This is a genomic window from Bacteroides sp. BFG-606, assembly GCF_024788145.1.
In the GTDB taxonomy this organism is placed as follows: domain Bacteria; phylum Bacteroidota; class Bacteroidia; order Bacteroidales; family Bacteroidaceae; genus Bacteroides; species Bacteroides vicugnae.
In genome coordinates, this window is record NZ_JANUIL010000001.1 from 367546 (window position 1) to 392703 (window position 25158).

The 25158-nt window shown below is 45.0% G+C and carries 24 protein-coding genes and 1 pseudogene; 4 read left to right on the forward strand and 21 right to left on the reverse strand.

Annotated features, from left to right (window positions below; translation table 11 throughout):
• Positions 1-315 precede the first annotated feature (315 nt).
• From NXV01_RS01405 to NXV01_RS01415, 3 genes are read left to right on the forward strand one after another with little or no spacing between them, the layout of a single operon-like run.
• A complete protein-coding gene (locus NXV01_RS01405) occupies positions 316-1629 on the forward strand; it encodes a TolC family protein (protein WP_148367137.1) in 1314 nt (437 codons plus the stop codon).
• Complete coding sequence (locus tag NXV01_RS01410; RefSeq protein WP_148367136.1) at positions 1626-2660, forward strand: HlyD family secretion protein; 1035 nt, start codon at positions 1626-1628, stop codon at positions 2658-2660. The genes NXV01_RS01405 and NXV01_RS01410 overlap by 4 nt, the downstream gene beginning before the upstream one ends.
• A 1-nt stretch (position 2661) precedes the next feature.
• Entirely contained in the window at positions 2662-4275 is a 1614-nt protein-coding gene (locus tag NXV01_RS01415; protein ID WP_195650403.1) for a hypothetical protein, read from the forward strand.
• 154 nt (positions 4276-4429) lie between these two features.
• On the opposite strand, the gene NXV01_RS01420 is transcribed toward NXV01_RS01415, so the two are convergent.
• The 21 genes and pseudogenes from NXV01_RS01420 to NXV01_RS01515 all read right to left on the reverse strand — a co-directional run bounded on the left by NXV01_RS01420 (position 4430) and on the right by NXV01_RS01515 (position 23753).
• The gene (locus NXV01_RS01420; RefSeq protein WP_164727235.1) at positions 4430-5167 is read right to left on the reverse strand and encodes a nitroreductase family protein; all 738 of its coding nucleotides are present in this window, start codon (positions 5165-5167) and stop codon (positions 4430-4432) included.
• 42 nt (positions 5168-5209) lie between these two features.
• Positions 5210-5920, reverse strand: coding sequence for a type 1 glutamine amidotransferase domain-containing protein (locus NXV01_RS01425; RefSeq protein ID WP_164727234.1), 711 nt, complete (start codon positions 5918-5920; stop codon positions 5210-5212).
• A gap of 302 nt (positions 5921-6222) precedes the next feature.
• Positions 6223-6429 (reverse strand): hypothetical protein, encoded by a 207-nt coding sequence (locus tag NXV01_RS01430; RefSeq protein ID WP_148367131.1) that lies wholly within the window; start codon positions 6427-6429, stop codon positions 6223-6225.
• 60 nt (positions 6430-6489) lie between these two features.
• Positions 6490-6975, reverse strand: coding sequence for a cold-shock protein (locus NXV01_RS01435; RefSeq protein ID WP_148367130.1), 486 nt, complete (start codon positions 6973-6975; stop codon positions 6490-6492).
• Between the two features lie 56 nt (positions 6976-7031).
• A complete protein-coding gene (locus tag NXV01_RS01440; RefSeq protein ID WP_148367129.1) occupies positions 7032-8156 on the reverse strand; it encodes a DEAD/DEAH box helicase in 1125 nt (374 codons plus the stop codon).
• A 93-nt stretch (positions 8157-8249) separates the two neighbouring features.
• Positions 8250-9324 (reverse strand): annotated as a pseudogene (locus NXV01_RS01445) (NAD(P)H-dependent flavin oxidoreductase).
• 354 nt (positions 9325-9678) lie between these two features.
• Positions 9679-9978 (reverse strand): RNA-binding protein, encoded by a 300-nt coding sequence (locus NXV01_RS01450; RefSeq protein ID WP_004315028.1) that lies wholly within the window; start codon positions 9976-9978, stop codon positions 9679-9681.
• Between the two features lie 592 nt (positions 9979-10570).
• Positions 10571-10969, reverse strand: a complete 399-nt coding sequence (locus tag NXV01_RS01455; protein ID WP_148367127.1) for a hypothetical protein — start codon at positions 10967-10969, stop codon at positions 10571-10573.
• 2 nt (positions 10970-10971) lie between these two features.
• A complete protein-coding gene (locus NXV01_RS01460; protein ID WP_309569287.1) occupies positions 10972-11301 on the reverse strand; it encodes an HU family DNA-binding protein in 330 nt (109 codons plus the stop codon).
• The gene (locus NXV01_RS01465; protein ID WP_259021597.1) at positions 11295-14369 is read right to left on the reverse strand and encodes a hypothetical protein; all 3075 of its coding nucleotides are present in this window, start codon (positions 14367-14369) and stop codon (positions 11295-11297) included. The genes NXV01_RS01460 and NXV01_RS01465 overlap by 7 nt, the downstream gene beginning before the upstream one ends.
• A gap of 30 nt (positions 14370-14399) precedes the next feature.
• The gene (locus NXV01_RS01470) at positions 14400-14951 is read right to left on the reverse strand and encodes a DUF3575 domain-containing protein (RefSeq protein ID WP_259021598.1); all 552 of its coding nucleotides are present in this window, start codon (positions 14949-14951) and stop codon (positions 14400-14402) included.
• 26 nt (positions 14952-14977) lie between these two features.
• Positions 14978-15307 (reverse strand): hypothetical protein, encoded by a 330-nt coding sequence (locus NXV01_RS01475; RefSeq protein WP_259021600.1) that lies wholly within the window; start codon positions 15305-15307, stop codon positions 14978-14980.
• Positions 15308-15326: 19 nt separating this feature from the next.
• Positions 15327-15989, reverse strand: coding sequence for a DUF1566 domain-containing protein (locus NXV01_RS01480; protein WP_259021602.1), 663 nt, complete (start codon positions 15987-15989; stop codon positions 15327-15329).
• Positions 15990-16021: 32 nt separating this feature from the next.
• Positions 16022-17845: a DUF4906 domain-containing protein gene (locus NXV01_RS01485; protein WP_259021603.1), complete on the reverse strand. Its 1824-nt coding sequence runs from the start codon at positions 17843-17845 to the stop codon at positions 16022-16024.
• A 25-nt stretch (positions 17846-17870) separates the two neighbouring features.
• A complete protein-coding gene (locus NXV01_RS01490; protein ID WP_259021604.1) occupies positions 17871-18968 on the reverse strand; it encodes a DUF1566 domain-containing protein in 1098 nt (365 codons plus the stop codon).
• Positions 18931-19257, reverse strand: coding sequence for a fimbrillin family protein (locus NXV01_RS01495; protein ID WP_309569288.1), 327 nt, complete (start codon positions 19255-19257; stop codon positions 18931-18933). Before NXV01_RS01495 ends, NXV01_RS01490 begins: the two co-directional genes overlap by 38 nt.
• On the reverse strand, positions 19229-19621 hold the full coding sequence (locus NXV01_RS01500) for a hypothetical protein (RefSeq protein ID WP_259021607.1): 393 nt from the start codon (positions 19619-19621) through the stop codon (positions 19229-19231). Before NXV01_RS01500 ends, NXV01_RS01495 begins: the two co-directional genes overlap by 29 nt.
• A gap of 14 nt (positions 19622-19635) precedes the next feature.
• Positions 19636-20979: a DUF1566 domain-containing protein gene (locus NXV01_RS01505; RefSeq protein ID WP_309569289.1), complete on the reverse strand. Its 1344-nt coding sequence runs from the start codon at positions 20977-20979 to the stop codon at positions 19636-19638.
• A gap of 26 nt (positions 20980-21005) precedes the next feature.
• Positions 21006-21431, reverse strand: coding sequence for a hypothetical protein (locus NXV01_RS25875; protein ID WP_309569290.1), 426 nt, complete (start codon positions 21429-21431; stop codon positions 21006-21008).
• Positions 21432-21476: 45 nt separating this feature from the next.
• Positions 21477-22385, reverse strand: coding sequence for a FimB/Mfa2 family fimbrial subunit (locus tag NXV01_RS01510; protein ID WP_259021608.1), 909 nt, complete (start codon positions 22383-22385; stop codon positions 21477-21479).
• Between the two features lie 135 nt (positions 22386-22520).
• The gene (locus NXV01_RS01515; RefSeq protein ID WP_259021609.1) at positions 22521-23753 is read right to left on the reverse strand and encodes a fimbrial protein; all 1233 of its coding nucleotides are present in this window, start codon (positions 23751-23753) and stop codon (positions 22521-22523) included.
• Between the two features lie 309 nt (positions 23754-24062).
• On the opposite strand from NXV01_RS01515, the gene NXV01_RS01520 reads away from it, so the two are divergent.
• Complete coding sequence (locus NXV01_RS01520) at positions 24063-24947, forward strand: AraC family transcriptional regulator (RefSeq protein ID WP_259023419.1); 885 nt, start codon at positions 24063-24065, stop codon at positions 24945-24947.
• Positions 24948-25158 lie beyond the last annotated feature (211 nt).

Sequence of the window (25158 nt, forward strand, 5' to 3'; positions counted from 1 at the left end):
CTTTTCGGGAGTCCAAATGAGTGCCCAGTCTTACATTTTGCATTACCACCATTTGTACATAAAATAATAGTCCAATATAATCATAAAATCAACATATTTTTGTAATTTTGCAACGCAATTCACAAAAAGTTGCACTTGTATGATTATAAAGAATAAATGTATCACAACTATTGATATCCCTGTAAGAAACTGGGGATATTTGGAAAACTGGAAAAGCACAGCTTCAGTTTATGGCTCGTAAATCTGCGAGTTAGGTTCGGTCATACACCATGACTGACAAAATAATCAATTTATATCATAAAAAACAAATTCTTCATGAACAATCTTCGATTGCTCACAGGGTTGCTTTCCGTGACCTTGTTGAGCGGTGGGGTGTGCTCTTATGCCCAGTCGGTAATAACTTTGGAAAAAATTTTCGAGACCGCTGAAGCCAACAGTGCACAACTCCGCCCTTCATTTTCTGCACAGACCGAAGCCGGGCATGCAATAAGCGTTGCGCGTGCAGGTCGCCTACCAGATGTCAAAGCATCGCTTTCGATCAGTTATATAGGCGATGGCTTTACAACCAAACGCAATTTCAGCGACTATCAGAAAGCTCCCATACCACATCTGGGAAATGGACTGTCGTTGAATGTCACCCAGCCGGTTTATACAGGCGGAGCCGTGGCAAATGCCATAGAACTTGCCGGGCTGAAATCAACAGCCACACGGTATGCTACCGACTTTCAGCGAGACAATATCCGCTTCCAACTTACAGGATTCTATCTTGACATCTATAAATATACTAATCTGCGCCGGGTTATGGAAAGCAATATATCCGCAGCCGAAAAGGTATTGAAAGAAATGCAGGCACGCTATGAGCAGGGGACAGCTCTTCAAAATGACATCACACGCTATGAACTCTTGGTATCGAATCTTGAATTACAGCTTGTCAAGATAAACAATACTCTCGACATCCTTAATGTCAATCTTGTAACAACGGCAGGATTGCCCGAGGGAACTGTCGTTGTACCGGATTCCACCATTCTGACTCGTTCTTTACCGATGAATGGAGAACAATGGTGGCAGCAGGAGGCTATGTTGAACTCTCCGTCATTAAGCCTCGCACGTTCCGGTGTTGACATAAGTCGCAAAGCGGAAAATATCATCCGTTCCGAGCGTCTGCCCAAGATAGGGCTTCAGGCAGGTTGGAGCATTGACGGTCCCATTCTTGTGGAAGTACCGCCAATCAATCGCAACTTAAGCTATTGGTATATCGGGGTCGGGGTCAGCTACAACATTTCCTCACTATATAAAAGCAACAAGTCTTTGGCAAAGAGCCGTGCTGCCACACAAAGGACAATAGAAGAACTTGCCGCCACACGTGAAAGTGTCTCGCTTGCTGTAAGAGCCGACCATATACACTATTTAGAGGCCTATGAAGAGCTACAGAACCAACGGAAAAGCGCAGAGCTTGCCGAACGAAATTACCGCACGATTTCTACGCGATACTCGGCAGATATGGCATTGATTACCGATATGCTCGACGCGGCCAATGCAAAACTCGATGCGGAGAAGCAGCTGGTTAACGCTCGTATAAACATCATCTACTATTATTATAAACTTTTATTCACCACCGGAAAAATATGAAACACCGTAGCAAAAAGATACTTTCTTATATCATCACCATCGCAGTAATCGCTGTCGCAGCATTGTGGGTCGGCAGCAAGTTCATTCACCTTGGCAATGTAGAATTTACCGACAATGCGCAGGTGCGTCGGCAGATAGTGCCCCTCAATAGCCGCGTACAAGGTTACATCAAAGAAATCCGTTTCAAAGAATACGAGAAGGTTAAGAAAGGGGACACACTTGTGATAATTGACGATGCCGATATGCGCCTTAATGTAGCCCGTGCAAACGCAGATTACCAGAATGCCCTCGCCGGACGCGGTGTCGCTGACCGGACAGTTGTATCAGCTTCGGCAAATGTAGCCGTCAATGAGGCATCTATCACTGAAGCCAAAGTGCTGATGGATAATGCAGCTACAGATTTGGCCCGATACGAAAAACTATTGGCACAGGATGCCGTCACCCGCCAGCAGTATGATGGTGCCAAGACGGACTATGGGGTAAAAAAAGCCCGATACGAAATGCTTGTGAGGCAACGTTCGGCAACCTCATCGGTCGTCGATGTCAACCGTCAACGCATATCGCAGTCAGAAGCAGGAATTGAACTTGCCAAAGCTCTCCTTGAAACTGCAGAACTTAATCTCAGCTACACTATAATTACCGCCCCGTGCAACGGCTACACTTCACGTAAGGAGATACAGGTCGGTCAACTCGTACAACCGGGCCAAACACTGCTCGATATTATTGAATCAGGCGACGTGTGGGTTGCCGCCAACTATAAGGAAACTCAACTCCACCACATAGTTCCCGGAAGTAAGGTGGAAATAAGGGTGGATGCTATCCCGGGAGTTCTTTTCAACGGAAATATCCGGTCAATCTCCACAGCTACCGGTGCTTCACTTTCACTGATCCCGCAGGACAATTCAGCCGGAAATTTCGTAAAGGTGCGTCAGCGAATACCCGTAAGGATTGAATTTACGGAAGACAACAAGCCGGAAGATATGGAACGGCTCCGTACTGGTATGAATGTGGAATGTTACGTAAAGTATTGATATGGCAGACTGGCACGTTCCACAGGGACCATTCGACATTCCGGATGTTCCCAATTTCATTCCACGACAGCTAAAGCCGTATCTGTTTATTCTTTTTGTACTGATAATCCAGTTCTCAAGCGGAGTTTATCTTGCCGCCGCATCTGACATGGTAGGTAGTACGGCACTTATGCAAGAGGATATTCTCATGGCAGGCTATGCCTCACTGATAGGGTTGGCCATCAATTTTGCCGTCATGTTCCGCATCAAGTTCCGTTTCTCTACCCGAACCCAGTTGGTTACTTCAGGTATAGTCCTGATAGTTGCCAATATTATATGTGCCCACACAACAAGTGTACCGTTGCTTGTCGGCACTTGTTTCGTGGCGGGATGGTTCAGGATGCAGGCCACACTTGCCTGTAACTCCACAATACAGTTATGGCTGACTCCTGTACGTGACATGGCGATATTCTTTTGCTACGTCTATATAATAGTTGACAGCGTAATACAATTGAACGGTATCACCACCGTCTATATTATATTCTTCTCGCAATGGGAATATATGCACTGGATTATGACCGGACTGCTCGCCCTAATGGTACTGCTGGTTATGATATTAGTGAAGCCTGTACGCGGGCCAATGTTCATTCCTTTGCTCGGTATCGACTGGATAGGCGCAATCTTATGGGCGGGATTCATGCTTTGTTTTACTTTCATCTGCGTCTATGGCAATTTCTATGACTGGTGGGATGCCACGGAGATAAGAGGTGCAACAGTTATCGGGCTTGCCTGTCTCGGCATAAACCTGTGGAGAGCCACATTCCTTCACCATCCCTACATATCATTCAGGGCGATGAGAAACCACAACGTGATACGAGCAACGGGCATCTACCTCGTTTTCTTCACCCTGATTGCCACTGAACATGTGTTTGAACACAGTTATGCAGCAAATATACTCGGATTTGATGAAACCAATCTGATCGACTTGAACTGGTATGTTTTCGCTGGAATCATCGCCGGGTGTGCGTTCACATATTTCACCTTCGCACTACGTAAATGGAGGTACAAGACCATGGCGGCAATAGCATTTGTCCTTGCTGCCTGTTACCTTGCCTGTTTCTATTTCTTCATAGATTATGGCATTGAGAAAGAGATGCTTTTCATTCCGCTGTTTTTTCGTGGTGCCGCATCCGTGATAATCTCCATTGTTTTCCTTACCTCAATTGTACAGAGCGGACTTCCATTTCAGGTATTTCCACAGGCCCTTACCATCAACGGATTCACAGGAGCGGTTATGGGAGCGACACTCGGGCCGGCACTCATTGGGGAATTCCTAAGACATACAATGGCTAAAAACGCTTCACTACTCAGTTCAAATATCGTAGATTTCAATCCTGCCATAGACCATGTGCCTATCGGTCAACTTTATGGAATGGTGCAGACGCAGGCTCTCGTTGTCTCTATGAAAGAAATCTACGGTTGGCTGCTTATCACGGCATTAGTATCGCTCTTGATTATACTCGCCAGCTATGGACCTGTACGACCATTTGCGATATTCCCGAAGTGGAGTACTGTTCGGAGGAGTATCAAACATATAGTCCGAACTAAGGGTAATACAGGAATCCAGTCAGTGTAGTCGTTCTTATATAATATAAGCATTGACCATTATAATCTGTCAGAATATGAGACAAGACACTAGTGTCCCATTAAAATTGGGACACTAGTGAAATCATTTCAATTATGATAATTGCTTATTTGCAGGTAAGTACAGTTCGTCAGCACTTCGAAAATCAAGAAGAAGAAATCTTTCGATAAACTTCATCAAACGGCACTCTGCACCGTTCACCCCAAATACCTTTATTCCCATCCCGTATTCCGCAGGGGATAACCATATTTATTTCGGCACCATGCGGTAGCTTCAGCACTCTTTTTAGCCGACGGCTGTCCAGCCCCTCCAATGGACAAGTATCATACCCTTCGTTCGCCATTGCAATCATAAATGTCTGGGCAGCAAGCGCACAGGACTTATGGGCAACCACACGCATATCATTCTCGGACACTTCAAGCATCATCGGACGGAAAATGCTGATAATATTAGCCAACAGCTTCCTGAACAGCCCCAGAAGCCCCAAGAAGCGGGCATACACAAATGGCATTAATATTCCGTAATACAATTCACGGTCTTTGATTCGTTTTGCCTGACGTTCCTTCGGGCTGTTGCGATGAATGTTATCCCGTTCAAAGTCGAGTACAAACCGCGCACGCTTCCTGTAGACATCCCGGCGGACCACGAAAACCACCACTTCCGGTGCAGTGGCAGTCGATTTCTGGTCGAGGCAGGCTCTCGAAACTTTCGCCAACAGTTCAGGCTGTGTGATGTGATAGAATTCCCACAACTGCATATTCGAACTGTTGGGAGCTAGTGTTGCCAGTTCCAGACAATGTTTCACCTTCTCCGTATCTATCGGTTTCATTTTATCATACACACGCACAGAGCGGCGATACTGGAGTACTTCATCTAAATTCATAGGCTTAATCATTAGTTTATATTTTATAGATATCTCATTCTTTCACTGGTCTGTCATCTCCCTCTCATGCAACTGTTGCAGCACAACCTCCGCCATTTCTTTAGAGCTAAACGGATTTTGTCCCGTCACCAGATTATTGTCAACAATTACTTTTGAGGTCATAGGTATCAATGCCTTTTGATAGTTGGCCCCTCTCGCTTTGAGTGATGCTTCAAGATTGAAAGGAACTTCTTTCTTCCGATTGGCAAGGCTTTCTTCCAGCCAACTGAACCCTGTTATTTCTTTGCCTTTAATCAGATATTCACCATTGGATGATTTGACATTCAACAGTCCGCATACTCCATGACAGATTGCAGCCACTAGCTTGTTGTTTTCATCATGTTCCGTAATGATTGCCTGCAAAACGGCATTATCCGGAAAGTCGTACATGGTTCCGTGTCCGCCAGCCAAATAAATACAATCGAATAGCTGCTCCCGAACATCATCCAGTTTTTTGGCATGACGCAGCATTTCTCTGAACTCAGGATTCTCCCAATACTCCCTGGATATCTTATCCAGAACGACTGTTTTTAAACTCTCAGGATCAACAGGCGTATTTCCTCCTTCGGGACTGGCTATCGTCATTTCATATCCTCTTTCTCCGGCACAATGATAGATGTGAGTAAACTCACTAAGCCATAATCCGGTTGCCAGGCTACTATTCGCATAAGTCCCGGTTCCCGTCACTACTAATAGAATCTTCTGAATATACATACAACTGTCTTTTGATGAATACGGGGTTAAAACACTTCTGCAAGCAAATGTATCTCAAATTGCAGAAGTTTTAACATATTCAATCCATAAGAAAAGGAAGAAAACAAGTAAGTTATAGAAATGGAATATCTAAGTCAATACCAATGGAACAATATTGTGAGAATCATTGAACAGCATAGGGGACATGGCTCCCCGTCAATTCAAGACACGCCAATAGACCAATAACAAAAATCCCTTGAACTTTAAAAATTCAAGGGATTTTTGTCTTGTCCATTTTGCACCGACTTCCGTAGTACAAGCAGCTACACTTTTGAACTATGTAGTTTTTTATAAACCTCTACTCGAGCGTCTATTTCTGCCTGGGTTAAATGCGCAGGAAGTTCAATGGTAGTTCGTGGAGTAATGGCAACCAATACTACCTTACCTACACTTTTTTTATACTCTTTGATTGCATTCTCCATCACTTGGCTGGAAGAAACAAACTCACGCATTACATTACCTTTTTTCATATATCAATTGAATATCTTTGTTTATACACGATTACACAAGCAGAATATAAATCCATGTTTTTATACAGGATCGGCTTTAACCGTATCTTCCGGTTTCAGTTTATTTTCCAGACAAATATTAATTGCATTCATCCCTTTTTGTCCACGTTCCAGATCAAACGTCACAATGTCATTCTCCGAAATTGCGGTAACCACATTGTTCACATGAAAAAAATACTTCTCAACGCCAGAAAGATCTTTAATAAAGCCATATCCTTTTGATGTATTAAAGAATTCGACTCTTCCTCTTAAAATAACCGGTTCCTCTTTTCCCTTTTTAGGAGTGGCAATAATGATTTCCTCGGCATTAATTTCTTCTCTCTTTGTATTATTTGCCGGAGGAGTTGAAGTAATCATCCCGTTCTCGTCTACATAAGCAATCATATCATCAAGGCTACTGCCCCTGTTAGATGACTTCCTGTCTTCTTTTCTTTTTTGTTTCTCTTCCCGCTTAGCGAGTCTCTTCTTTTCATTTTCACGTTTACCAACTGTCATGGATTTTGCCATAGAACTTATTTTTTATTTATACTAGATATGAATGAATAATGCAATAAAACCGATCTCTAGATTACATAATCAGCTTTATTCAGTTTTTTTCCTGTCAATTTCTGAATATCATTAATCAGCTTACGCTCTTCCTGCGAACAGAATGTAAGTGCCGTCCCAGTGTTTCCAGCTCTTCCGGTACGTCCGATACGATGGACATACGTTTCCGGTACATCGGGAAGATCATAGTTAATCACCAAAGGTAGCTCATTGATATCAATACCTCTGGCAGCAATATCAGTAGCGATCATCACACGTGTTTTCCCGGACTTAAAATTGCCCAATGCCGACTGTCGTGCCGCCTGACTTTTATTTCCATGAATAGCCTGACTGCCAATCCCTGCCTTGCCCAATATTTTGACGATCTTATCCGCATTATGCTTCGTACGTGAGAATACCAGTACCGATTGATCTTCCGACTTCTGTAAAATCGAAATCAACAACTGGCTCTTCTCCTTTTTCTCTACAAAATAGACCATCTGCTCAATAGAATCCACAGTCGATGATTTCGGAGTTATACTGATTCGCACAGGATTCTTCAACAGAGAGTTAGTTAGAGAAATAATCGTATCAGGCATTGTAGCCGAGAAAAACAAAGTCTGCTTTTCTTTCGGAAGTTTTGGTAATATCCGTTTGATATCGTGAATAAATCCCATATCAAGCATACGGTCTGCTTCATCAAGTACGAAATGCCGGATACTATCTAAATGTACATGCCCCTGATTCATCAAGTCGAGTAAACGTCCGGGGGTAGCAACGAGAATATCAATTCCTTTGTGTAACATATCCACTTGCGGGCGCTGATTCACTCCTCCGAAGATAACTCCGTGACGTACCCGGGTATATTTGGCATAGTCGTTAATACATTCACTGATCTGCAATGCAAGTTCACGGGTAGGTGTCAAGATCAAAGCTTTAATTCCCTGACGTTTCGTCAGCTCTTTATTCATCTGCAAATGCTGGATAATAGGGATTGCAAATGAAGCAGTCTTCCCGGTTCCCGTCTGCGCACAGCCCAGTATATCCCTTTTTGCTAATGCAGGCGGAATTGCTTTCTCTTGTATAGGAGTGGGTACGGCATATCCTTTTTCTTCAATAGCTTTTAAAATCGGTTCGGTTATATTTAATTCTTTAAATGTCATAATTGTTATTTATACTGTATTGAAACAGCGATTTTGTTTTTATAGATTGAAAGACGCAAACAAATCCGGAATGGAAATGCAAAGTCCTCCTAATTAAGCCAGTTTATGGGTTGCCAAGAAAAACTCGCGTTCCAATGTAGCCATTACTTCTTTTACGCTACTAATCTTTTCTGCGAGAAAGGCATTGCTACCGGCAAATGCATATCCTTTTTTCATATTTCCTCTAGCTGCATTATATAAAGCCTTGATAATGCAGTAGGGACTTTTTGTGTAGTCACAGGTCTTGATACAATGGAACGAACAGTTCTTAGGTCTCTCCAAACCATTATTCACATTGTGAATAAATTCTCCATCAATAGCCCGTCCCGGCATCCCGACAGGACTTTCAATAATAAGAACATCTTCAGATTTGGAATGAATATATACTTCTTTAAATGTTTCTGAAGCATCACATTCAAGAGTAGTTACAAAAATGCTTCCCATCTGCACACCTGAAGCTCCCAGTTCCATAAAATGCGCTATATCCTCACCTGTTGAAATCCCTCCGGCTGCAATCACCGGAATTTGTTTCTGTTCTTTATAGCTGGATGCAATCATTACCACTTCCGGAATCAATGCTTCCAAAGCATAATGCTGATCCTGTATTTGTTCCTTTTTAAATCCTAAATGCCCACCGGCTTTAGGTCCTTCTACCACGATTGCATCGGGCAGATAGTTATAGTTCTTTTGCCACTTGTCACAAATAATTTTCGCTGCTCTTGAAGAAGATACGATAGGAACCAATTTTGTAACACTTCCCGAGGGCAGGTATGATGGCAAATCGAGCGGAAGTCCCGCACCTGAAAATACCACGTCAATCTCTTCCTCAATCGCAGTACGCACCATATCGGCATAATTAGATAAGGCAACCATGACGTTTACTCCGATTATACCTTTTGTCTTTGTACGTGCCTTGCGAATTTCCTCTCTCAGTCCGCTTATACATTTCTCCGGATAGGTGCCCTTTCCTTTGGGGTATAACAACCCTAAACCCGCACATGATATAACCCCCTACTCCGCCTTCGTTTGCTACTGCAGATGCCAAACCGGACAGTGAGATTCCTACTCCCATTCCACCTTGTATAACAGGTGTTTTAATTTCAATATTTCCTATAAAGAACGATTTCATATGTTTTATTTTGTATGGGCAAAACAGATAGACAGAAGTGAGTATACTTTATCCAAGTACTCAATACTAGCCTGCCACTAACGATTTACCTTATTGGATAATTTATTAAACTATTTGCTCCTGACTATTTCAGGAGTATTGTATTACAAAAAAGCCTAATAAATCTATTTTCAGAATGGAAAGTACAGGATTAGAAATTCCTAATTTTGCATAGAAGAGCCAGAATTAGCAGAACTTAAATGTAAAATGATTTTTCGTCCTCCCTATTCAGTAGAGATTCCTCCGTTAAATCATGAAACGGAAACAGTTTTTAAATAAAAGCAGAAGACAGAATCTTCTGCTTTTATCTGGATATTAATATCTTCTAGAGTTATTATAACCACCACGGCCTCCACCGTTTGACGGTCTTTCAGTACGAGGGCGTGCAACGCTTACTGAAATAACCTTCTGGTCGTATTCAACTCCATTCAGTTCATCAATTGCCTTTTGTCCTTCTCCATCGTTCGTCATTTCTACGAAAGCGAATCCTCTGGATCTGCCAGTCTCTCTATCAAAAATAACTTTGGCTGAAGAAACTTCTCCAAACTCTGCAAATAAATTTGTTAAGTCGGCATCAGTTGTGCCATAGCTTAAACCTGAAATGTAAATGTTCATCTAAAAATTTTATTAAAATAAATACTAATTTGGAGTGAGGAGGATAATTACAGAAGAGGACTACTTACTAATAATATATTAAAAAGAAGAACTGTACAATAATGATTCGTAACTCAAACTCTGGGAACAAAGGTAACACAATAAATTAGATAACGATGTTTTTATTCTATATTTTTCAATAGAAGTTCAATTATTATCATTTGTTAGCACGCCTATCGCACCAAACAGAAAGAACTTGTTCAAAAGCTCCAGCCATATACAGATTGTATTTCACTGCTATCCGACCAAAGTTCAACCTATATAAAAGGTATCATCATCACTTCTGCCCACATGGCAAACAATGCACAAACTTACCTTAACCTATTCTGGTCCTTTGCGCATTTGTCGATTCCTGTGAACATACATTTAACAAAAAAAGTGCGCCTTTTCCCCACCGGGAAAGAGGCGCACCACACAAACAAAACAAACAATAGTCTACCTTCACAGGCAGTGAATCCATAAATCCATTCCTTTATATCAAAGAATGGCAGGGGATATGGATTCTGGGGAAATAAGCTGCTTCACAGCAACTAACATATAACAAGAGAATTATTTAGTCATCCCATTCGGAAGGCGGCAGCGTTTTTTTGCCATACCACTTCATCCAGGCACAAAATTTCCGTTTCCTCAAATAAAGCGAATCGCCACAATGCTCCAACGCTTCCCAATCAAATGAAGAATGGTGCCCGAACCATCTCTCTATCCAATAAAGCAGATGATAATTGACAAATGCCAATAACATGAACCACCATGAAAGCCACAGGGAAAGAACCAATGCAGGCAACAACGCCAACAAGAAACATTCGAGATATTGCCTCTCATGAATACGAAGTTCCATATCCTCCCATGCTTCCAGATATTTGTAACGGGTAAAACAGCATCCGAAAAGCATGAAATAATACTTCTTCTTATTTAAAAAGGCCTTCGCCCATATACTATTATATAAAATCATGTTTAAATTTCCAGCGCCTTACCCGGTCTGAATTTAACAATCTTCTTTGCGGGAATCTGCATTTTCTGACCGGCTGACGGATTATACCCCGCGCGTGACGCACGTTCCTGTACCCGGAAACTTCCAAATCCCACAAGTGTTACGGACTCTTCATTATGCAAACTGTCTCTGACGGTGTCGGTGATATGGTTTAAGACCCTTTCCACATCTGCCTGTGACATGCCGCTACGAATAGCGACCTTTTGAATCAATTCTTTCTTATTCATCCTTTTAGTTTTTAATATTATCAATGACAAACCAGATTCATCTGTTTCACTCTTTCTAATTACCAATCATCCTCTTCCTTGAAGAGATCGTATTTCTTCACCAGTGCAGACAGTTCGGGGTCAAGGTTCGCGCGGAATTTCATTTTTTCGTCCATATCCACTGCACTGAGCAATAGCCGTACCGCCTGTTCTTCATTCCCCAAACGTGCCTGAAGAATGGCCTGCATGTACTTGACGTCGGCTGTCTGAGGCAAATTACCGAATATCCGCAAAGCGGCTTTGTCATACCCCTGTGACATATAGGCAATGGCCGTATTCACATCTTCGTACGGGCGCAGAATTTCCAGTGCCTGCGCATATTTGCGTTTCTCCAGACACTCCACTCCCCGTGCATACGCCGTATCCGGTTCGGTGGTATACACCGTATCCTGCTGCATACCCCGGCGGGAAAGGGTAAAGCGGAAGTCTACCGCACGTACGGACGGGTAGAGCTTGTCGAGCATGTAGGCATACTCTGCCTTATACTGGCTCTTAATCAGCCATTCACGCCGGTCGGGATCCGTCTCCTTATCTATGATCCGCAAGACGGCGCCCCTGTCACCGACAAAATGCTCATCTTCCATGATCAGGTGTCGCAACTTGTCCCATCCTTCAGGAATGGTACGCACTTTTATCAGTTGCGGCAGGTTCGGGATCTCGTCTTTCACCTCCCGTTTCCGGATATTGCCCGCATCGTCTATCTCCATGGCGGCACCGACAGACAGGGAATCATACAGTTGCGTGAAGTCACGCACCAGAATGTTACGGATGGATTCAGCACGTTTCCGGGCTATCTCTCCGTTGATGCGCCAGTTACCTTCCGGAGAAGAGGTGGCAAAGAGTGTCAGGCTGTCTATGATGTACACCGGATCGGTCATCAGCGCCAGGGTAAGGTCGTGCACCTGTTTCACTCCCTCCCGGTTCACGTCGATGGATTCATCCAGAGTAAAACGGTTTTTGGGAAAATAAAAATTCACGCTGGCATTCGCTTCCGCGTCGCGGGTGACGATTTTACGCACAAAGCGGGGAGTCTTGTCAACGAACTTCGTCATCGAACTCACCAGAAAAGTCAGCGTATCCGATTTGGGAAGCGGGTATTCGCTACCGTTGCTGTTCAGCACATTGCCCACCACATAGACCTTCATGCGCGCCGAGTTTTCATCCGCGGGCACTTTCTGCGAATAGAGAAAGCGTACCTGGTCGGCGGCATAAATCACAGTGTCGAGTTTAGCTTCCGGGTTGAACGGAAAACGGACAATATCACGGTATTTCTCGTCTTTCATCGCTTTGCGAGCCTCATTGCGGGCAATCTTCTGCGTTTTATAGAACATCTTTACCAGCGTGGTAGAATCGAGCGAATTGATGCGCGCTATCCGTTCTCCATAGCCTGCCTGCCTGGCGGCATGACGAAGGGCGGGCGGATTGATATTATACAATTCGCGTTTCAGGCGGTACTGCGGATAAGCTGACCGCAGGGTTTCGTAACGACGCATGTAGCGGTCAACCGTAGCTGCCGAGTCCACCCGGCTGCGCTCTAAATTCCGGAATGCCTTAGGTCCGGGAGTACGTCGCTGCACCGAGTCGGGCAGAATGCGGTGATAAGTCAATAAAGGCGACAATCCACGGAAAAATCCGGCGGGTCCCCTGTCGGGCATTCCCTGTGCGTGCGATTCATAATATGCGTATATTTCTTCTTTCGAGAACTGCGACAGCAGGAGCTTACGCGTCTGTGCCGTATCCGGCCGTACCGGCCTCTCCTGATATTGCGTCTCCGTGATCCACGAAGGAGGCAGAGTGTCCAGATCCGGACGGCGGTAATGGAACATCGGGAGGAAATCCCTTACTTTCTCATAACGGCGGATATATTTTTCCGTGAGTTGCTCACGGTTCAGGTGTGTCGTGTCATTCCCTGCCAAAAAAGCGCGCAGGAATTTCAGGTTTTCTTTCTTTTCGGCACGCGCGCCCCTGATGCGGTAATACCGGTAAAGGCCGGCGTCCAGCCGTTCCATCTTTTCATTGAAATAATCAAAGCGGGGAGAGTAGATCCGCGCACCGGGTTCCGCTCCCAGTTCCGCTCCTATTTCATGTATCCGGTTGAATCCGCGTTCCGCCTGCCAGGCGGCGGCACTCAACGCCCGGTCATGGAAGTAGCTTTTACGGGCAATCAATGCTTCCGCACGGGCTTTGGCATTTTCCGCACGGGTGAGGGAATCATCTTCCAGGCTTCGGGCATAATTCGCCCATTTCTCGTTGAAGAAGCGGAAGCGTTCCAACAGGTATTTACTTTGATATTGCAGCGTGTCGTTCACCCGTGCCAAGGCACGGTCATACTGCCACCACTGGCGTGTGATCATCCGGTACGAGTTCCTCAGCAGACGGTCTTTCAGCAGGCTGTCCCGTTCGGCAGACTGACGGTTGAACATCTCAAAGCGCAGCAGCAACGGGTCCGGGCGGCGTTTCCTGGCATCCTGTATCGCCCAGCGTTTCTCCAAGCCTCGTTTATACCATTTCAGGCGTTCCAGATAGCGCTCGAAAGAGCGATAGTCGACATAGGTCCGGTAAAAATTGACCGAATCCGGGATAATCTTTTCCAGAAAGCGGTCATAACGCCGGTAGTCGCGCTCCTGCAACTCGCGAAACCGTTGTCCGGTGAAGCGCAGTTCTTTCAGGGAATCGGGCGTATCTCCCCGCATCAGAACCGGACGGACATTCACCATCCAGTTATCCTGCTGCAAGGCGCGGGGCACTGTTACTACAAATTCAACGTCAATCAGCCCGTTGCGTTCCGCCGTGTTGCGGGTGGTACTGGCAGAGATCACAATTTCATCCAATGCCATGGTAGTCAGGTTCTCTTTATGGATGCTGTCCCATTCCATGGACACACCCGGCCTGGAAGTGACAAAGACGAAGTTCGAAGACGGGGTAGAGATAACCGAGTCATGTTTTACCACCACCGGACGCTTCGGCGGACTCTTCCGCGCGGCGGGCAATGCCAGCGTCACCCTCGGCTGCTCTTTGTAGAGCCTGCCGAAGGGAGAGCATGCAGTGATGATCATGATCAGGAACAGAATATAGAAACTTTTAGTACTCTTCATACACCCATGGGTTGACGATAAGGATCAACCTCAGAATAAATACACAAGATTAAATGCCACTTTGGGAGCCGGAAGAAAATAGGTCCCCGACTTCACTTTGTCACCGCAATGTTCACAACGATATTTTGTATAAGGGGCGACAAGCAATCCCAGTCCGGCTTCTACTTCCATGTTCCAGCGCTTGCTAAGCAGCCACGAACGCCCGTAGGTCATTCCTGCGCCATATCCCCATCCCTGGTAACGGTACTTGCCCTCCCACGCTACATTGTAGCGTGCTCCCATGGCATACATGCTGATAAAGCTACCGGCATAAGTTTGCCAGAACCAATAGCGTGCGCCCGGTTCCAGCAGGAAGTGCCTGATCTTCCGCGTGTCGCTGAAATTCCACGGATTATAGGAAAAGCCCAGGTTCAGCGTCCAGTGGGTACTCAGCATCATGCTGCCCTCGGCGTTGAAGGTGATAGTGGCCAATTTCAGCGTATTGGTCTGTACTGAATAGAACTGCGCCCGAAGAGGGGTCGTCAGGCTGCCTGCAAACAGCAGGAAAAAGGACAATAAGCAATATCGTACAATTTGTCTCATTGATATTTCAATATAAGGAGTTTATATTAACAGACAGTTAGTTGTGCACACCAATTGTCATATTCTTTCCGGTAACTATAAACGGCAGGCGGAGGACTCACCTGCAGGCATGTGTCCGAAACCAGCGTGTCATAGCGGTCGGTAAGATTTACCAGATAGCGCTCCGGTACATATACACAAGGTATGGATTCGGCAGGACCTTCACTCTTTGCATTGACAGCCTCCAGCTGCGGATAGATCATACTCAGGTAATGGGCGGAATAGCCGAAGCACCACCACTTATCTTCGATGAAAAACAGGTAGATATGATACAGGTTTTCACCTTCCTTGTCGAACACTAATTCCGGAATTCTCATGTTACATTTTGTCATTGGGTTAATAATCACTTACACATCTCACCATACCGGTCGCCGTAGTTTTAGCCTGAGTATCACAGTGAGGTTTCCCCGGCGTAAAATCAAAAAACCAAGCATCTGTTGCCCCCTTTTCAGTGGAAGTCCAGTATCTTTTCGCCTTGCCGGCTTCTTCCATCGGTTTGGTGTTATATATCACCCCGATGGTTTCACGAAACATCCACATCAGTTGCAGCTCGCGTTGAGTGGGAACACGCCAATTACGCCCTGCACCCGGTTGGCCGGACTTACCATACAAACGGCATCCTGTATCTGCAATCTTGGAAAAATCCGGTAGTTCATCCTTCCCGCCAATATTTACTCCTTGCGCTACCATCCAATTCTCATCATTGTTCCCCACATCCTCGGGTGCCACAATAAAGCGAAACGGTATTCTGTCATTGACGCTCAAATTTGCTCCGTTTCCTTTGGAAACCTGATGCCGGATGGTAGTGCCCTCCCGCATCATCATTACTCCGCTTCCCCATTGGGCGGCTCCAGCCAGGCTGTCCGCATAAATAACGGCATACGTTTTTCCGCCGACAGTCTCTTTCTGGATATGCTGCCCGAAAACTCCCGAAGGAAGGCCGAAGCAGAATAAAACGGTCCATAGAATGGAACAGGTATTGAAACTCATCATCTTCATTTCTTATTAGGTTGCATTTCGTTTACTTATCGCTAATTGCTCCATGTGGGGATTTGTCCGAGTTCCGTATGCTGGGCTTTGCCCGGGTCCTGGAAACCTCTGACATAATGCGTATTGCCGACAGCGTCGGAGTACACCTTCCCTTCATTCGTGATGACAAAGGCCCCGTCGGTATCCGGACAGGCGGTAGACGACCAGTAACTGGGGCTCAGCTGGCTTGCCGTACTTGAAGAGGAAATCCAGGTTCCTATCAACTCGCCGATAGAAGGAAGATACCACAGGATATCACCGGCCGGTTTTCCCTGGTCGTATCCATTCAGTCCGCGGTAGCAGGTATGGGCAGCCGCATAGTCTTCCCAAGGAACGCCGGCGGCTTGCAACCGTGCGGTATTCGCAGGTCCGTCCGTCAACGAAGTGGCTCCCTGTTTGTCGAGTGGCGCCGTTCCCGCATACCATTTCAGTTCCTTATCTCCCGGCGTTGCGGACGTACTTCCCGCCGGATAGTATCCGTCCGAAAAGTAAACCTCGATCTTGTTCGGGTATTTCCATTTAACGGCATTCGCGTCAGTGACCGACGACAAGCGATTACCATTCGCGTCGTATGCCGTAAGTTCTCCCGAGAAATAGCCCGGTATCAACCGGACTACATTGGTGTCTTCCTCGCTATTTCCTTTCAGGACAATGTTGTAAGTCAGGTCGTAATTGGGGTACACGCTGAAATCAGTCGTGAAGTTCTTTCCCAAAAACAACTGGTAGATAGAGAAATCTTTTATAATATGCAAATCAACGGTACCCTCGACCTTCTTACTCTCCAGTCCTATAATCTGAAGGTAAGTGCCGCCCTTCGGTGAGTTATCGCGGCGGGTACTCTGCGTAGAGGTCGGTACGCTCTGCTGGAGATTGACCGGGATGTATACAGACGCCGTATTAATCACAGGATCTGCGACGGTTGTCTTCTCAGCGAGGTTTTCAGACCAAAAAAAGTCGGATCTGTTCAAATCCACTGAAGGGAAAACGGCTTTTCTTCCAATCACATTATAATAACTCTCCTTGGGAATGTTCATCAAGTCTACCTCCCATGTATGCGGAACGTCTATAAAATGTTGAAAAGTGGTTGTTATATTGAATTGCACTCTTGCCACGGTGCGCTTCAAAGAGACGTATAGCTGTTTGCCATCAGAGATTTCAGCGGCAACCTGGCCGCACATGACGATTCCTGTTCTTTCCATGTCCTTTCCGTTTTCCTGTAGCGGGGCGCCGTCCTTTGTCAGTATCAGCTTTTTTCTGGGGAAAATAGTATCATTATCCGCCACCCGTGTCATACAGAGTTTCTGTAAATCCGCATAGGTGGAAGTGCCTACTGTCATACCGCTAAAGTCACTCTCATTGACGTTGGCCAAAACCACAATCATGTTTTTCTTTCCTCCCGTAGATTGAATCTCCACCTCATCTGTCTTGATGGAGCCGTCCGGAGAAGTAAAATATTTCTTTTCCACCAGTGTTCCGCCCGGTAGTGTTCCGTCAAACTGGAAGCCCATGTACGAATAAACGGCATAATCTTCAGCAATAGTCACGGCAGGAGACGAAGCTGCCCTTGTGACGGCAGGTGTCGCCACAAGTTCCACATCCATATCCGGCGAAGACATCCTAAGCACAGGAGGCATTTCCTCCGCACGTGTTTTCCCGTCGGACGAGGTATTATAACCGTCTATGCCCAGGGTGAGCTTCACGGTCACCGGTTCCGGGGATGAAGCTGTTCCCGGGCCGGGCAACAGGCTGTCCTCCGTGCATCCCCCTAAGATCAGGCAGGCGATACATACCGGAATTATTTTTTTGATCATGATAATATCGTTCATTTGCATATTGTTATAATATCATTACTTATGAAGCATCACGGACACAGCGCACAGAACCCGTCGTTTTCTTATCATACGGAGATATCACCAACTTAGTATCGGCAAGACCATTTCCATAATCAAAAGACATGCCCCATGCTTCGCCTGTAGCTACTTCCGTACCGGTCCAGTATGGTTTATTTCGATTCTCGTCCTTTCCAAAGTTCAATTCTTTATATATATTTCCATTAGACGCTACCAGTACCCATACCGCCCGCAACTCTGTGGCTCTCGGAAGTCTCCAGTCATGAAAACCACCCCCGTTATATTTTCTGCAAAGTTCTTTCGCAACCAACTCGCCGTTTTCATTTTGCCATGGAACAGGCATGACGGAGACATCATCCTTGGTTATCTGAATTACCGGATAAGCTTTTTCGTCTGTATAGACGTTTACATCATCCGTAATCTTTATAGCGTCGTTGCCCGTAGGCAGTTTTGAGGGGTCTGGTGCTTTAACACCCACATAAGATCCGTTACCGCCATAGGCCACAGTAGTAAAGTAGTTTTTGTACGTATGCGTACCGGCGGCTAAAAAGGTCGGTTTTGGAGGATATGTAGTTGCATATGTACCGCCCGGCAGAAGGGCCTTCGGCCAATAATATCCGTTAGGAGCTGGAACGGTATTTATCTTTGATAAATCTAACCGCATATAGCTTCCGGAGCCGGGAGGCGTTACATCATCTCCAAAATTACCACTAATTACCTCTGAATTCCAGCTCTGAATACTTAAACTCAGAGCGGAGTTATTATAGACCAGATTATACGTGTTTTTATATCCCTGTCTGAAACCGAACGACTTACCATCGTCACTTTTGTTAAGATAGAGCTTACTCAGCGTAAACAGCTCATTAATTCCATTGACATTCAATACGATGAGCAGGTCGCCGTCACCGACTTTGGAATCCATGAACGAGGGAACCAGAAACTCGTAGGTGAGAACCTTCGTAGTGGACAATACCGCAGCAGGGTCTACGGTTACTCCTATCGGACCGGCGGTGGCTCCATCCTTTGCCAACCCTGTTTCCGGGTCAATCGCTCCTTTGTTTTTAATCCAGCCGCCCCCCCGGGTTATCCAGGGAGACACTGCTCAGCTTGAACTCCGGTCCTTTATCCACATATTTCGTGATGTTAAGAACAATCCACGTATAGGCATGCCGGAAGCGTAAAGGAATAGTTACCCTCGGGTCGTTGGATGGAGCGAACGGATAGATGGTGTCGGTATTGTAGAGCAGATCCGTCTGTTGGAGACCGGTCCTGGCGGAGAAATCAAACGGGATGCCATCCGTATAGACATCCTTGGTAGCGGATGGGACAGGCGGATAGTAAGCAACCACTTTTAACGCTTTACCTTCCGCCCCCCACGGGAGTGACACTTGTATGAGTTGAATTATCAATAAAAGACCAATTCCACGGTGCGGAGACGTCGGAGCGTTCCATAGTCGCTTTCATGTCGGATGATCCCTTGAAAATCTCATTCCCGTTATCACGTTTAGTGACGGACATTCCAAAGGAATAGGAAGTTCCGGTAAAACCATCTATCTGTGTAATATTTCTTGATTGAACGGTCTCCGTCTTTTCTATGGACGCGTTGAAGTCCAGAGAAACCTCCCTTGCCGGAGTATCCGGCTCCGGTCCGTCATAGATACGGTTGTCACAGGCTCCTGCCAGAAGTAAAGAGAAGGCTGTCAGGAGGATTGCCCGGGGCGAGGTATATTTCTTGTTTGTATCCATATTCATCTTGGTATATCGTTTCAATCACTTTTTTTCAAACTCGGATTATCCTGTTGCTGACGTACGCAACGGATTTTCAATGTTTCTGCTTTCTTATGATGCGACGCGTATCCGGCGGTAGCACCAGTAAAATCGACAGCCCACGCTGATTCGGACTTTTTCCGTTGCTCGTCGCTTGTACCTTCCTGAAACTCGCTCCCGCACCAATAAGTCCCGGACAACGGTGTGAAGCCTCGCAATGCTTCCAAGCTTTCCTGATTCACATAGATAAACGCCAGTTCCGAGAGTCGCGGAAGTCTCCAGTCGTCATATCCGTTTTCTTCCAGATCCCGGCATAAGTCAAAGGCTGTCAGCGTAGTTCCGGTCTTCCACTGGACCTTATCATTACCCGATTCATCCACTATATCATCACCGGAAACCATCAGATTGGGAAAGGTACCTTCATAATTAAGGGTCTCCTCCACCGTAGTATACAATCTCCCGTTTTGTCCTCCCGGCATATCCGGAGCATAAATACTATTTCCTTCCTTATAAAAATTATTGTAGTCGAATGGAAGATATACATTGGTACCCCAATAAGACTTCTTCTTGGGAATTTGCTGGGTTGATAGTTTGCCGTAAGTCCATCTCACATTCTCTCCATTAAATCCCTCATAAGTCAGGTAGTATCCCTGGATGGAAGGTACGGAAGTTGGTTCGTTTGATACCCAGGGCTCGATTTCGGCGCTGAAATCCAAGCCTTTCGGCTTGCTGTTGTACGCAAGTCCGGCAGTGGCATAGCCCGCGTCTTTCACGCTCTTGATGGTAAACCGGTATACGTGGTTGCGCAGGATGTCCATCTTAGCCTTACTCCCCTCATCGTAGTTGAAGTCTACACGGTAGAACGTTTCCGCATCCGAGCCGTTATACTTTCCTCCTACGATAATCGCGAGGCGACTGGAGTGATTGTCGTCATATACATCTCCCCATAGCAAATCGGCTTCGGGCAGGTAGATCTTTTCCGAGCAGTAAGTGGTACCGGTAATGTACGCGCTGCCGTAGATCTTAGTCTCCGTACCTCCGACAGGGGAAGGACTGTTGATAGCCAATGCCCCTCCCGAAGAAGAGAACTTGCTTTCTACAGGCATATACGCGTATTGTTTTCCATCTTTCCATATCTGGACCTGGGTCATGGCAAGCGGCACGCCGCCTTTGTTCCAGGTATTGTTATCGGCGTTTTTTGTCCCGATGCCGATATCTACCCGCGCTACCGCACGTACCAATGACACCGTGCCGAGATTCATCATCTCAGTAATAATCTGGGGAGCTCCGTCTTTAGCTATCCCGAACATCGGAAACGGTTGAGCGGCAGTAAATTCAAGCACATTGCTTTCTCCACTAAGTTCCGCGCTCAGGCAGGCCTGCTGCACTTCCGCATAGCTCTTCCCCCCATACGATAAAAGATTCCGTAATCGCCATCGGGAAAGTTGGCAAGGATGACTAGTTTGTATTTGTCATTGTTGTCTACACTTTGCAGCAGTGTAGCGCTGTATTTTCCACTGTTCGGAGCTGTCTCCGTACCCATACCCACATGGCGCAAGGTACCGAAGGCATTTCCATCCGCATTGAACTGAAGAATACAAAGGGACTTAATGGCCGAGGCGGTATCATCATTATCCATTGTCGTTCCGCTATTGGCAGCGGATACGGATAGGTTGATGATGGCAGAATCCGCAGCCGGGGAGAATGAATCGTCCTGCTGACATGATATTTGCAATATCATTGCAGCGGCAATCATTGCCCACTTTCTTAAATTCGATATATGGTTATTCTTCATATTCTATGACATTATCTTCTGTATGTACAATCACCGTCCGGTGATTCAATTATATTCTTTCCAGACAGTCTCTACTCCCCATTCGGTGAGTTTGACCTCTACACTGACGCTCAATTTGAAATCCAACAGCACGTTCAGGGTTTGTCCCACGACCGGGATGATGGGTTGGTGGCTGCTGTCCGTGTTCAGACTTTTGATCCGCTCTGTGCCATGATAGATATCGATGGTCACTCCTTGGTTTTCTCCTTCCAGAGTAGGGAACAGGTTGAAAGGAGGAATCTTATAATCTTTTCCCGCTTCAAAAGGGGGCGAAAATCGATAGGAAGCGGGAGTACCGCCATAATGACCTTCAAAATCCAGGCGGCTGGCAGTTTCATGCACAACGAGCGAATAATCGCCGTCACTACTTCCGCTAAGAAGTTCCAGACCGCGTACGGTTATATTCATTGACGCTACCATCCGTGAAACAGCCAAAGTCTGTTCCTCTATACGGGCGGACGTCGAAGTGTTTTCTATTTTAAGCTCTCCGTAGAATAAATCGGCCGGAGGGGTGTAGGATATGCTCTGTGCATCCCTTGTGGGTGCGGAGGGTTTCATAGATATGAAACCGTCGGAGCATGAATCGCCCTTTTTCAGGGGGCTGACGAGCATCGTACCGTCCTGCGTATTGCACAAGGCTACACAATGAAGGGTAGGAATACCCGGATAATCCAGATTAACAGGTTCCGTACTGTTCACAGGGAGTATGTCAAGCAACAAGTCTTTGTCATCAAATACATAGAGGCTCATATCCTTGATGGTTTCCTGTGAAATACCGGCAGGAAGTTTCACTTTCAGAGGGACACCCTTGAAACAATCGTCGTTATTTTCAGCTATGCATCCTGATAACAGCAATAGTGTGAACATAGAGTATAATATCCCCGGCATGAACCGGAATTTGTAGTCACCTGTCATAATGGATATTCTTTCTTGTTTTTTTATCTTTGCTAAGAACGGAGTGTGCCCGAATGCGGATTACAATCGGGCACATACCGATTTCTAAGAATTTTTCTTTTGTTTAATTATAAAGAATAGAGGGGGATGCGAGAATTATTGGAAATCTTTTGTGATTTCGGCAGTTGTCCATTTTGCAGCGTTTACAGTTACCTCAACTGAAGCGTCTACACTCGGCTTAGTCGGATCGTCACCACCGCCACCTGCGTTGCCGCCGGGTTTAAAACTACCTTTCAAAGACAGAGTCATGGCATAAGTCTTTCCGGCTTCAAGAAGCGGTTGGGCAGCACCACTAGTTCCAGATTCACCAAAATACATTGTAAAGTACTTGGTCAAAAGGTCTTCCGGTTTCTCTGACTGTTCTTTTGATCTCCATAAAACCTCAATAACAAGACCGGTCGGATGGGAAGAAGCAGATGAATTTTCAAACAGATACCAGGATTTACTTGCAAGGGCGTTATCTATTTGATTGGTATTAGAAGTGCTCTCCACAAGATCCGCAGCGAGTGCAAGATAATCATCTGTTTGCTTCGGCTCACCGATGTTGTTGTCTGCCCATGTCCACGGTGCAGCACCCCATGCCACACCACCTGCAAAAGCGTAATTCTGCGGAACAAATCCTTTCCACGTTCCAGTAGTGGCCGGAATAAGAGGTGAATTTGTCTGGGCCGTCATCATATAAACCTTTTTAATGGTAAACCATTTGGTTTTTTCAGCAGTCAATTCTGCTTCAGTAGCAGCATAATTCTGGTCAGCTGTCCATGCAATCTTTACCGTCTTGATCCTAGCTGCCACAAAATGTAACTGGACGCTAGCTGTACCCTCATTATCATTAAATGTGATTTCACCCATTCCACTTGAATACAAATTGTCCTTGCTCTGGTTTACAGTAACTTTACCAGCACCGTCGGTAGCAATAGAAGAGAAATCAAGCTTTTGGAGCTGGGAAAGACTGGCTATGCCATCAAATGTACCATCCTGGGTCTTGTCACCGAGATTGGCTATTACAACTACGTCAGCGGCATCCGTAGTAGTAGAAATAGTTATCTTCTGAGAGGGATCAGAAACCGCCTTAAACTGTGGTTTGCCCACAATGAAGCCTGTCGGGTTAAAGAAAAACACAGTAACATTCTTAATAGCAGCACCGGGTTCGGTAGCAGCTTCCTCGGTATCCGCCGCCCTTGTTGCGTTTACTCCATCTCCTTCCAATTTAAGGATAACCTTTGCTTCCGGGGCATCACCCCCTGTAGGAGCCACATCGTCACTTTGTGAACAACTTGCCAATGCCGCTATCGCACACATCGACAAAAATAAACTTTTTACTTTCATTAGTAGTTTTTTTAAAAAAATTTGACAACTATATCTTTTAAATTAAAATAGCTCACTCCACCTTTATCCATCTCTATTCCATAATAGAGAGTAGCACAAATAAACTGCATATACATCACCGTATATTACTATATATCAATACATTACAATTGTTTACGAATGTAACAGCTGTTTCAGAATCAATAAATGAAGAATAAAACAAAACAATGTTCAAACAAAAAGCTGATATTTAATTTATTAAGAAAATAGATTCTGAAACAATTGTGAAACAAAGAAAATCGGACAGGTCAAACAATTTTGATAATATTCATAAAAACAAAACATATGGAAAGCGAGTTGCTATACATCGAAGAGCATTTGTCATGTCAAAACTATATGACTGCCATCGAAACCGGATTCAAATTTATTGAATTTACGGAAGATGCAGAATTTGGAGAAGACCACACAAATAAAAACTACCTTTTATTCTTTCTCAAAGGTAACATAACTATAAGCTACAACCAGTTTCGCGACAAGTCGTTTCAAGCAGGCGACATGGTATTGATTCCACGTTCTTCATTATTTAAAGGAGTGGCCCCCAAGGATTCGAAGTTGCTTTTAATGTTTTTCGATATACCAGAAAACAACTGCGACAAACTACTATTGCAATCATTATCAAATATTTGCGAAAATATGGAATACCTATTCGAACCAATTAGAATACGTTATCCGCTGACTCCCTTTTTAGAGGTGCTGATCCACTGCATCAGAAATGGCATGAACTGTTTACACCTGCACACACTGATGCAACAGGAATTATTCTTCCTACTTCGCGGGTTTTATGAGAAAAAAGATATTGCAACATTGTTTTATCCTATTATTGGAAAAAGCATTGACTTTAAAGATTTTATCATGAACAACTATACCAAAGTGAATAATATCGAGAAACTTATTTCTCTGTCCAATCTGGGGAGAAGTTATTTTTTTGCAAGATTCAACGAAGTATTCGGAATGACAGCCAAACAATGGATGCTGAAACAAAGAAACCAACTGATTTTGAAAAAACTGACTGAACCCGGGGTATGTATAAAAGATGTCATTGAAGAACTGGGATTTGAGTCACAAGGTTATTTTGGCCGTTACTGCAAGCAGCATTTCGGATGCACTCCCAAACAATTAATTAAGCGCTATCAGGCTAATAATGAAACAAATTAGCAAGTATTTTCCATGTTTGTACAAAATGAACAAATTTTCGGACTTTATTGCAATTAATATAAAATAAATATAAGCTAACTTTGCAACGTGAAAACAAATAAATCAATAGAACCCTTTTTGTGCTACTCTCTATTATGGAATAGATTACAATAATGCAAATATATATAAAATATTAATATCTGCAATTTTTTTATCAGGAATTATAGTATGA

Excerpts from the sequence above, each read along its gene's own strand:
- NXV01_RS01405 (WP_148367137.1), top strand. The coding sequence starts at position 316 with ATGAACAATCTTCGATTGCTCACAGGGTTGCTTTCCGTGACCTTGTTG.
- NXV01_RS01410 (WP_148367136.1), top strand. The coding sequence starts at position 1,626 with ATGAAACACCGTAGCAAAAAGATACTTTCTTATATCATCACCATCGCA.
- NXV01_RS01415 (WP_195650403.1), top strand. The coding sequence starts at position 2,662 with ATGGCAGACTGGCACGTTCCACAGGGACCATTCGACATTCCGGATGTT.
- NXV01_RS01420 (WP_164727235.1), bottom strand. The coding sequence starts at position 5,167 with ATGAATTTAGATGAAGTACTCCAGTATCGCCGCTCTGTGCGTGTGTAT.
- NXV01_RS01425 (WP_164727234.1), bottom strand. The coding sequence starts at position 5,920 with ATGTATATTCAGAAGATTCTATTAGTAGTGACGGGAACCGGGACTTAT.
- NXV01_RS01430 (WP_148367131.1), bottom strand. The coding sequence starts at position 6,429 with ATGAAAAAAGGTAATGTAATGCGTGAGTTTGTTTCTTCCAGCCAAGTG.
- NXV01_RS01435 (WP_148367130.1), bottom strand. The coding sequence starts at position 6,975 with ATGGCAAAATCCATGACAGTTGGTAAACGTGAAAATGAAAAGAAGAGA.
- NXV01_RS01440 (WP_148367129.1), bottom strand. The coding sequence starts at position 8,156 with ATGACATTTAAAGAATTAAATATAACCGAACCGATTTTAAAAGCTATT.
- NXV01_RS01450 (WP_004315028.1), bottom strand. The coding sequence starts at position 9,978 with ATGAACATTTACATTTCAGGTTTAAGCTATGGCACAACTGATGCCGAC.
- NXV01_RS01455 (WP_148367127.1), bottom strand. The coding sequence starts at position 10,969 with ATGATTTTATATAATAGTATATGGGCGAAGGCCTTTTTAAATAAGAAG.
- NXV01_RS01465 (WP_259021597.1), bottom strand. The coding sequence starts at position 14,369 with ATGAAGAGTACTAAAAGTTTCTATATTCTGTTCCTGATCATGATCATC.
- NXV01_RS01470 (WP_259021598.1), bottom strand. The coding sequence starts at position 14,951 with ATGAGACAAATTGTACGATATTGCTTATTGTCCTTTTTCCTGCTGTTT.
- NXV01_RS01475 (WP_259021600.1), bottom strand. The coding sequence starts at position 15,307 with ATGAGAATTCCGGAATTAGTGTTCGACAAGGAAGGTGAAAACCTGTAT.
- NXV01_RS01480 (WP_259021602.1), bottom strand. The coding sequence starts at position 15,989 with ATGAAGATGATGAGTTTCAATACCTGTTCCATTCTATGGACCGTTTTA.
- NXV01_RS01485 (WP_259021603.1), bottom strand. The coding sequence starts at position 17,845 with ATGAACGATATTATCATGATCAAAAAAATAATTCCGGTATGTATCGCC.
- NXV01_RS01500 (WP_259021607.1), bottom strand. The coding sequence starts at position 19,621 with ATGAATATGGATACAAACAAGAAATATACCTCGCCCCGGGCAATCCTC.
- NXV01_RS25875 (WP_309569290.1), bottom strand. The coding sequence starts at position 21,431 with ATGAAGAATAACCATATATCGAATTTAAGAAAGTGGGCAATGATTGCC.
- NXV01_RS01510 (WP_259021608.1), bottom strand. The coding sequence starts at position 22,385 with ATGACAGGTGACTACAAATTCCGGTTCATGCCGGGGATATTATACTCT.
- NXV01_RS01515 (WP_259021609.1), bottom strand. The coding sequence starts at position 23,753 with ATGAAAGTAAAAAGTTTATTTTTGTCGATGTGTGCGATAGCGGCATTG.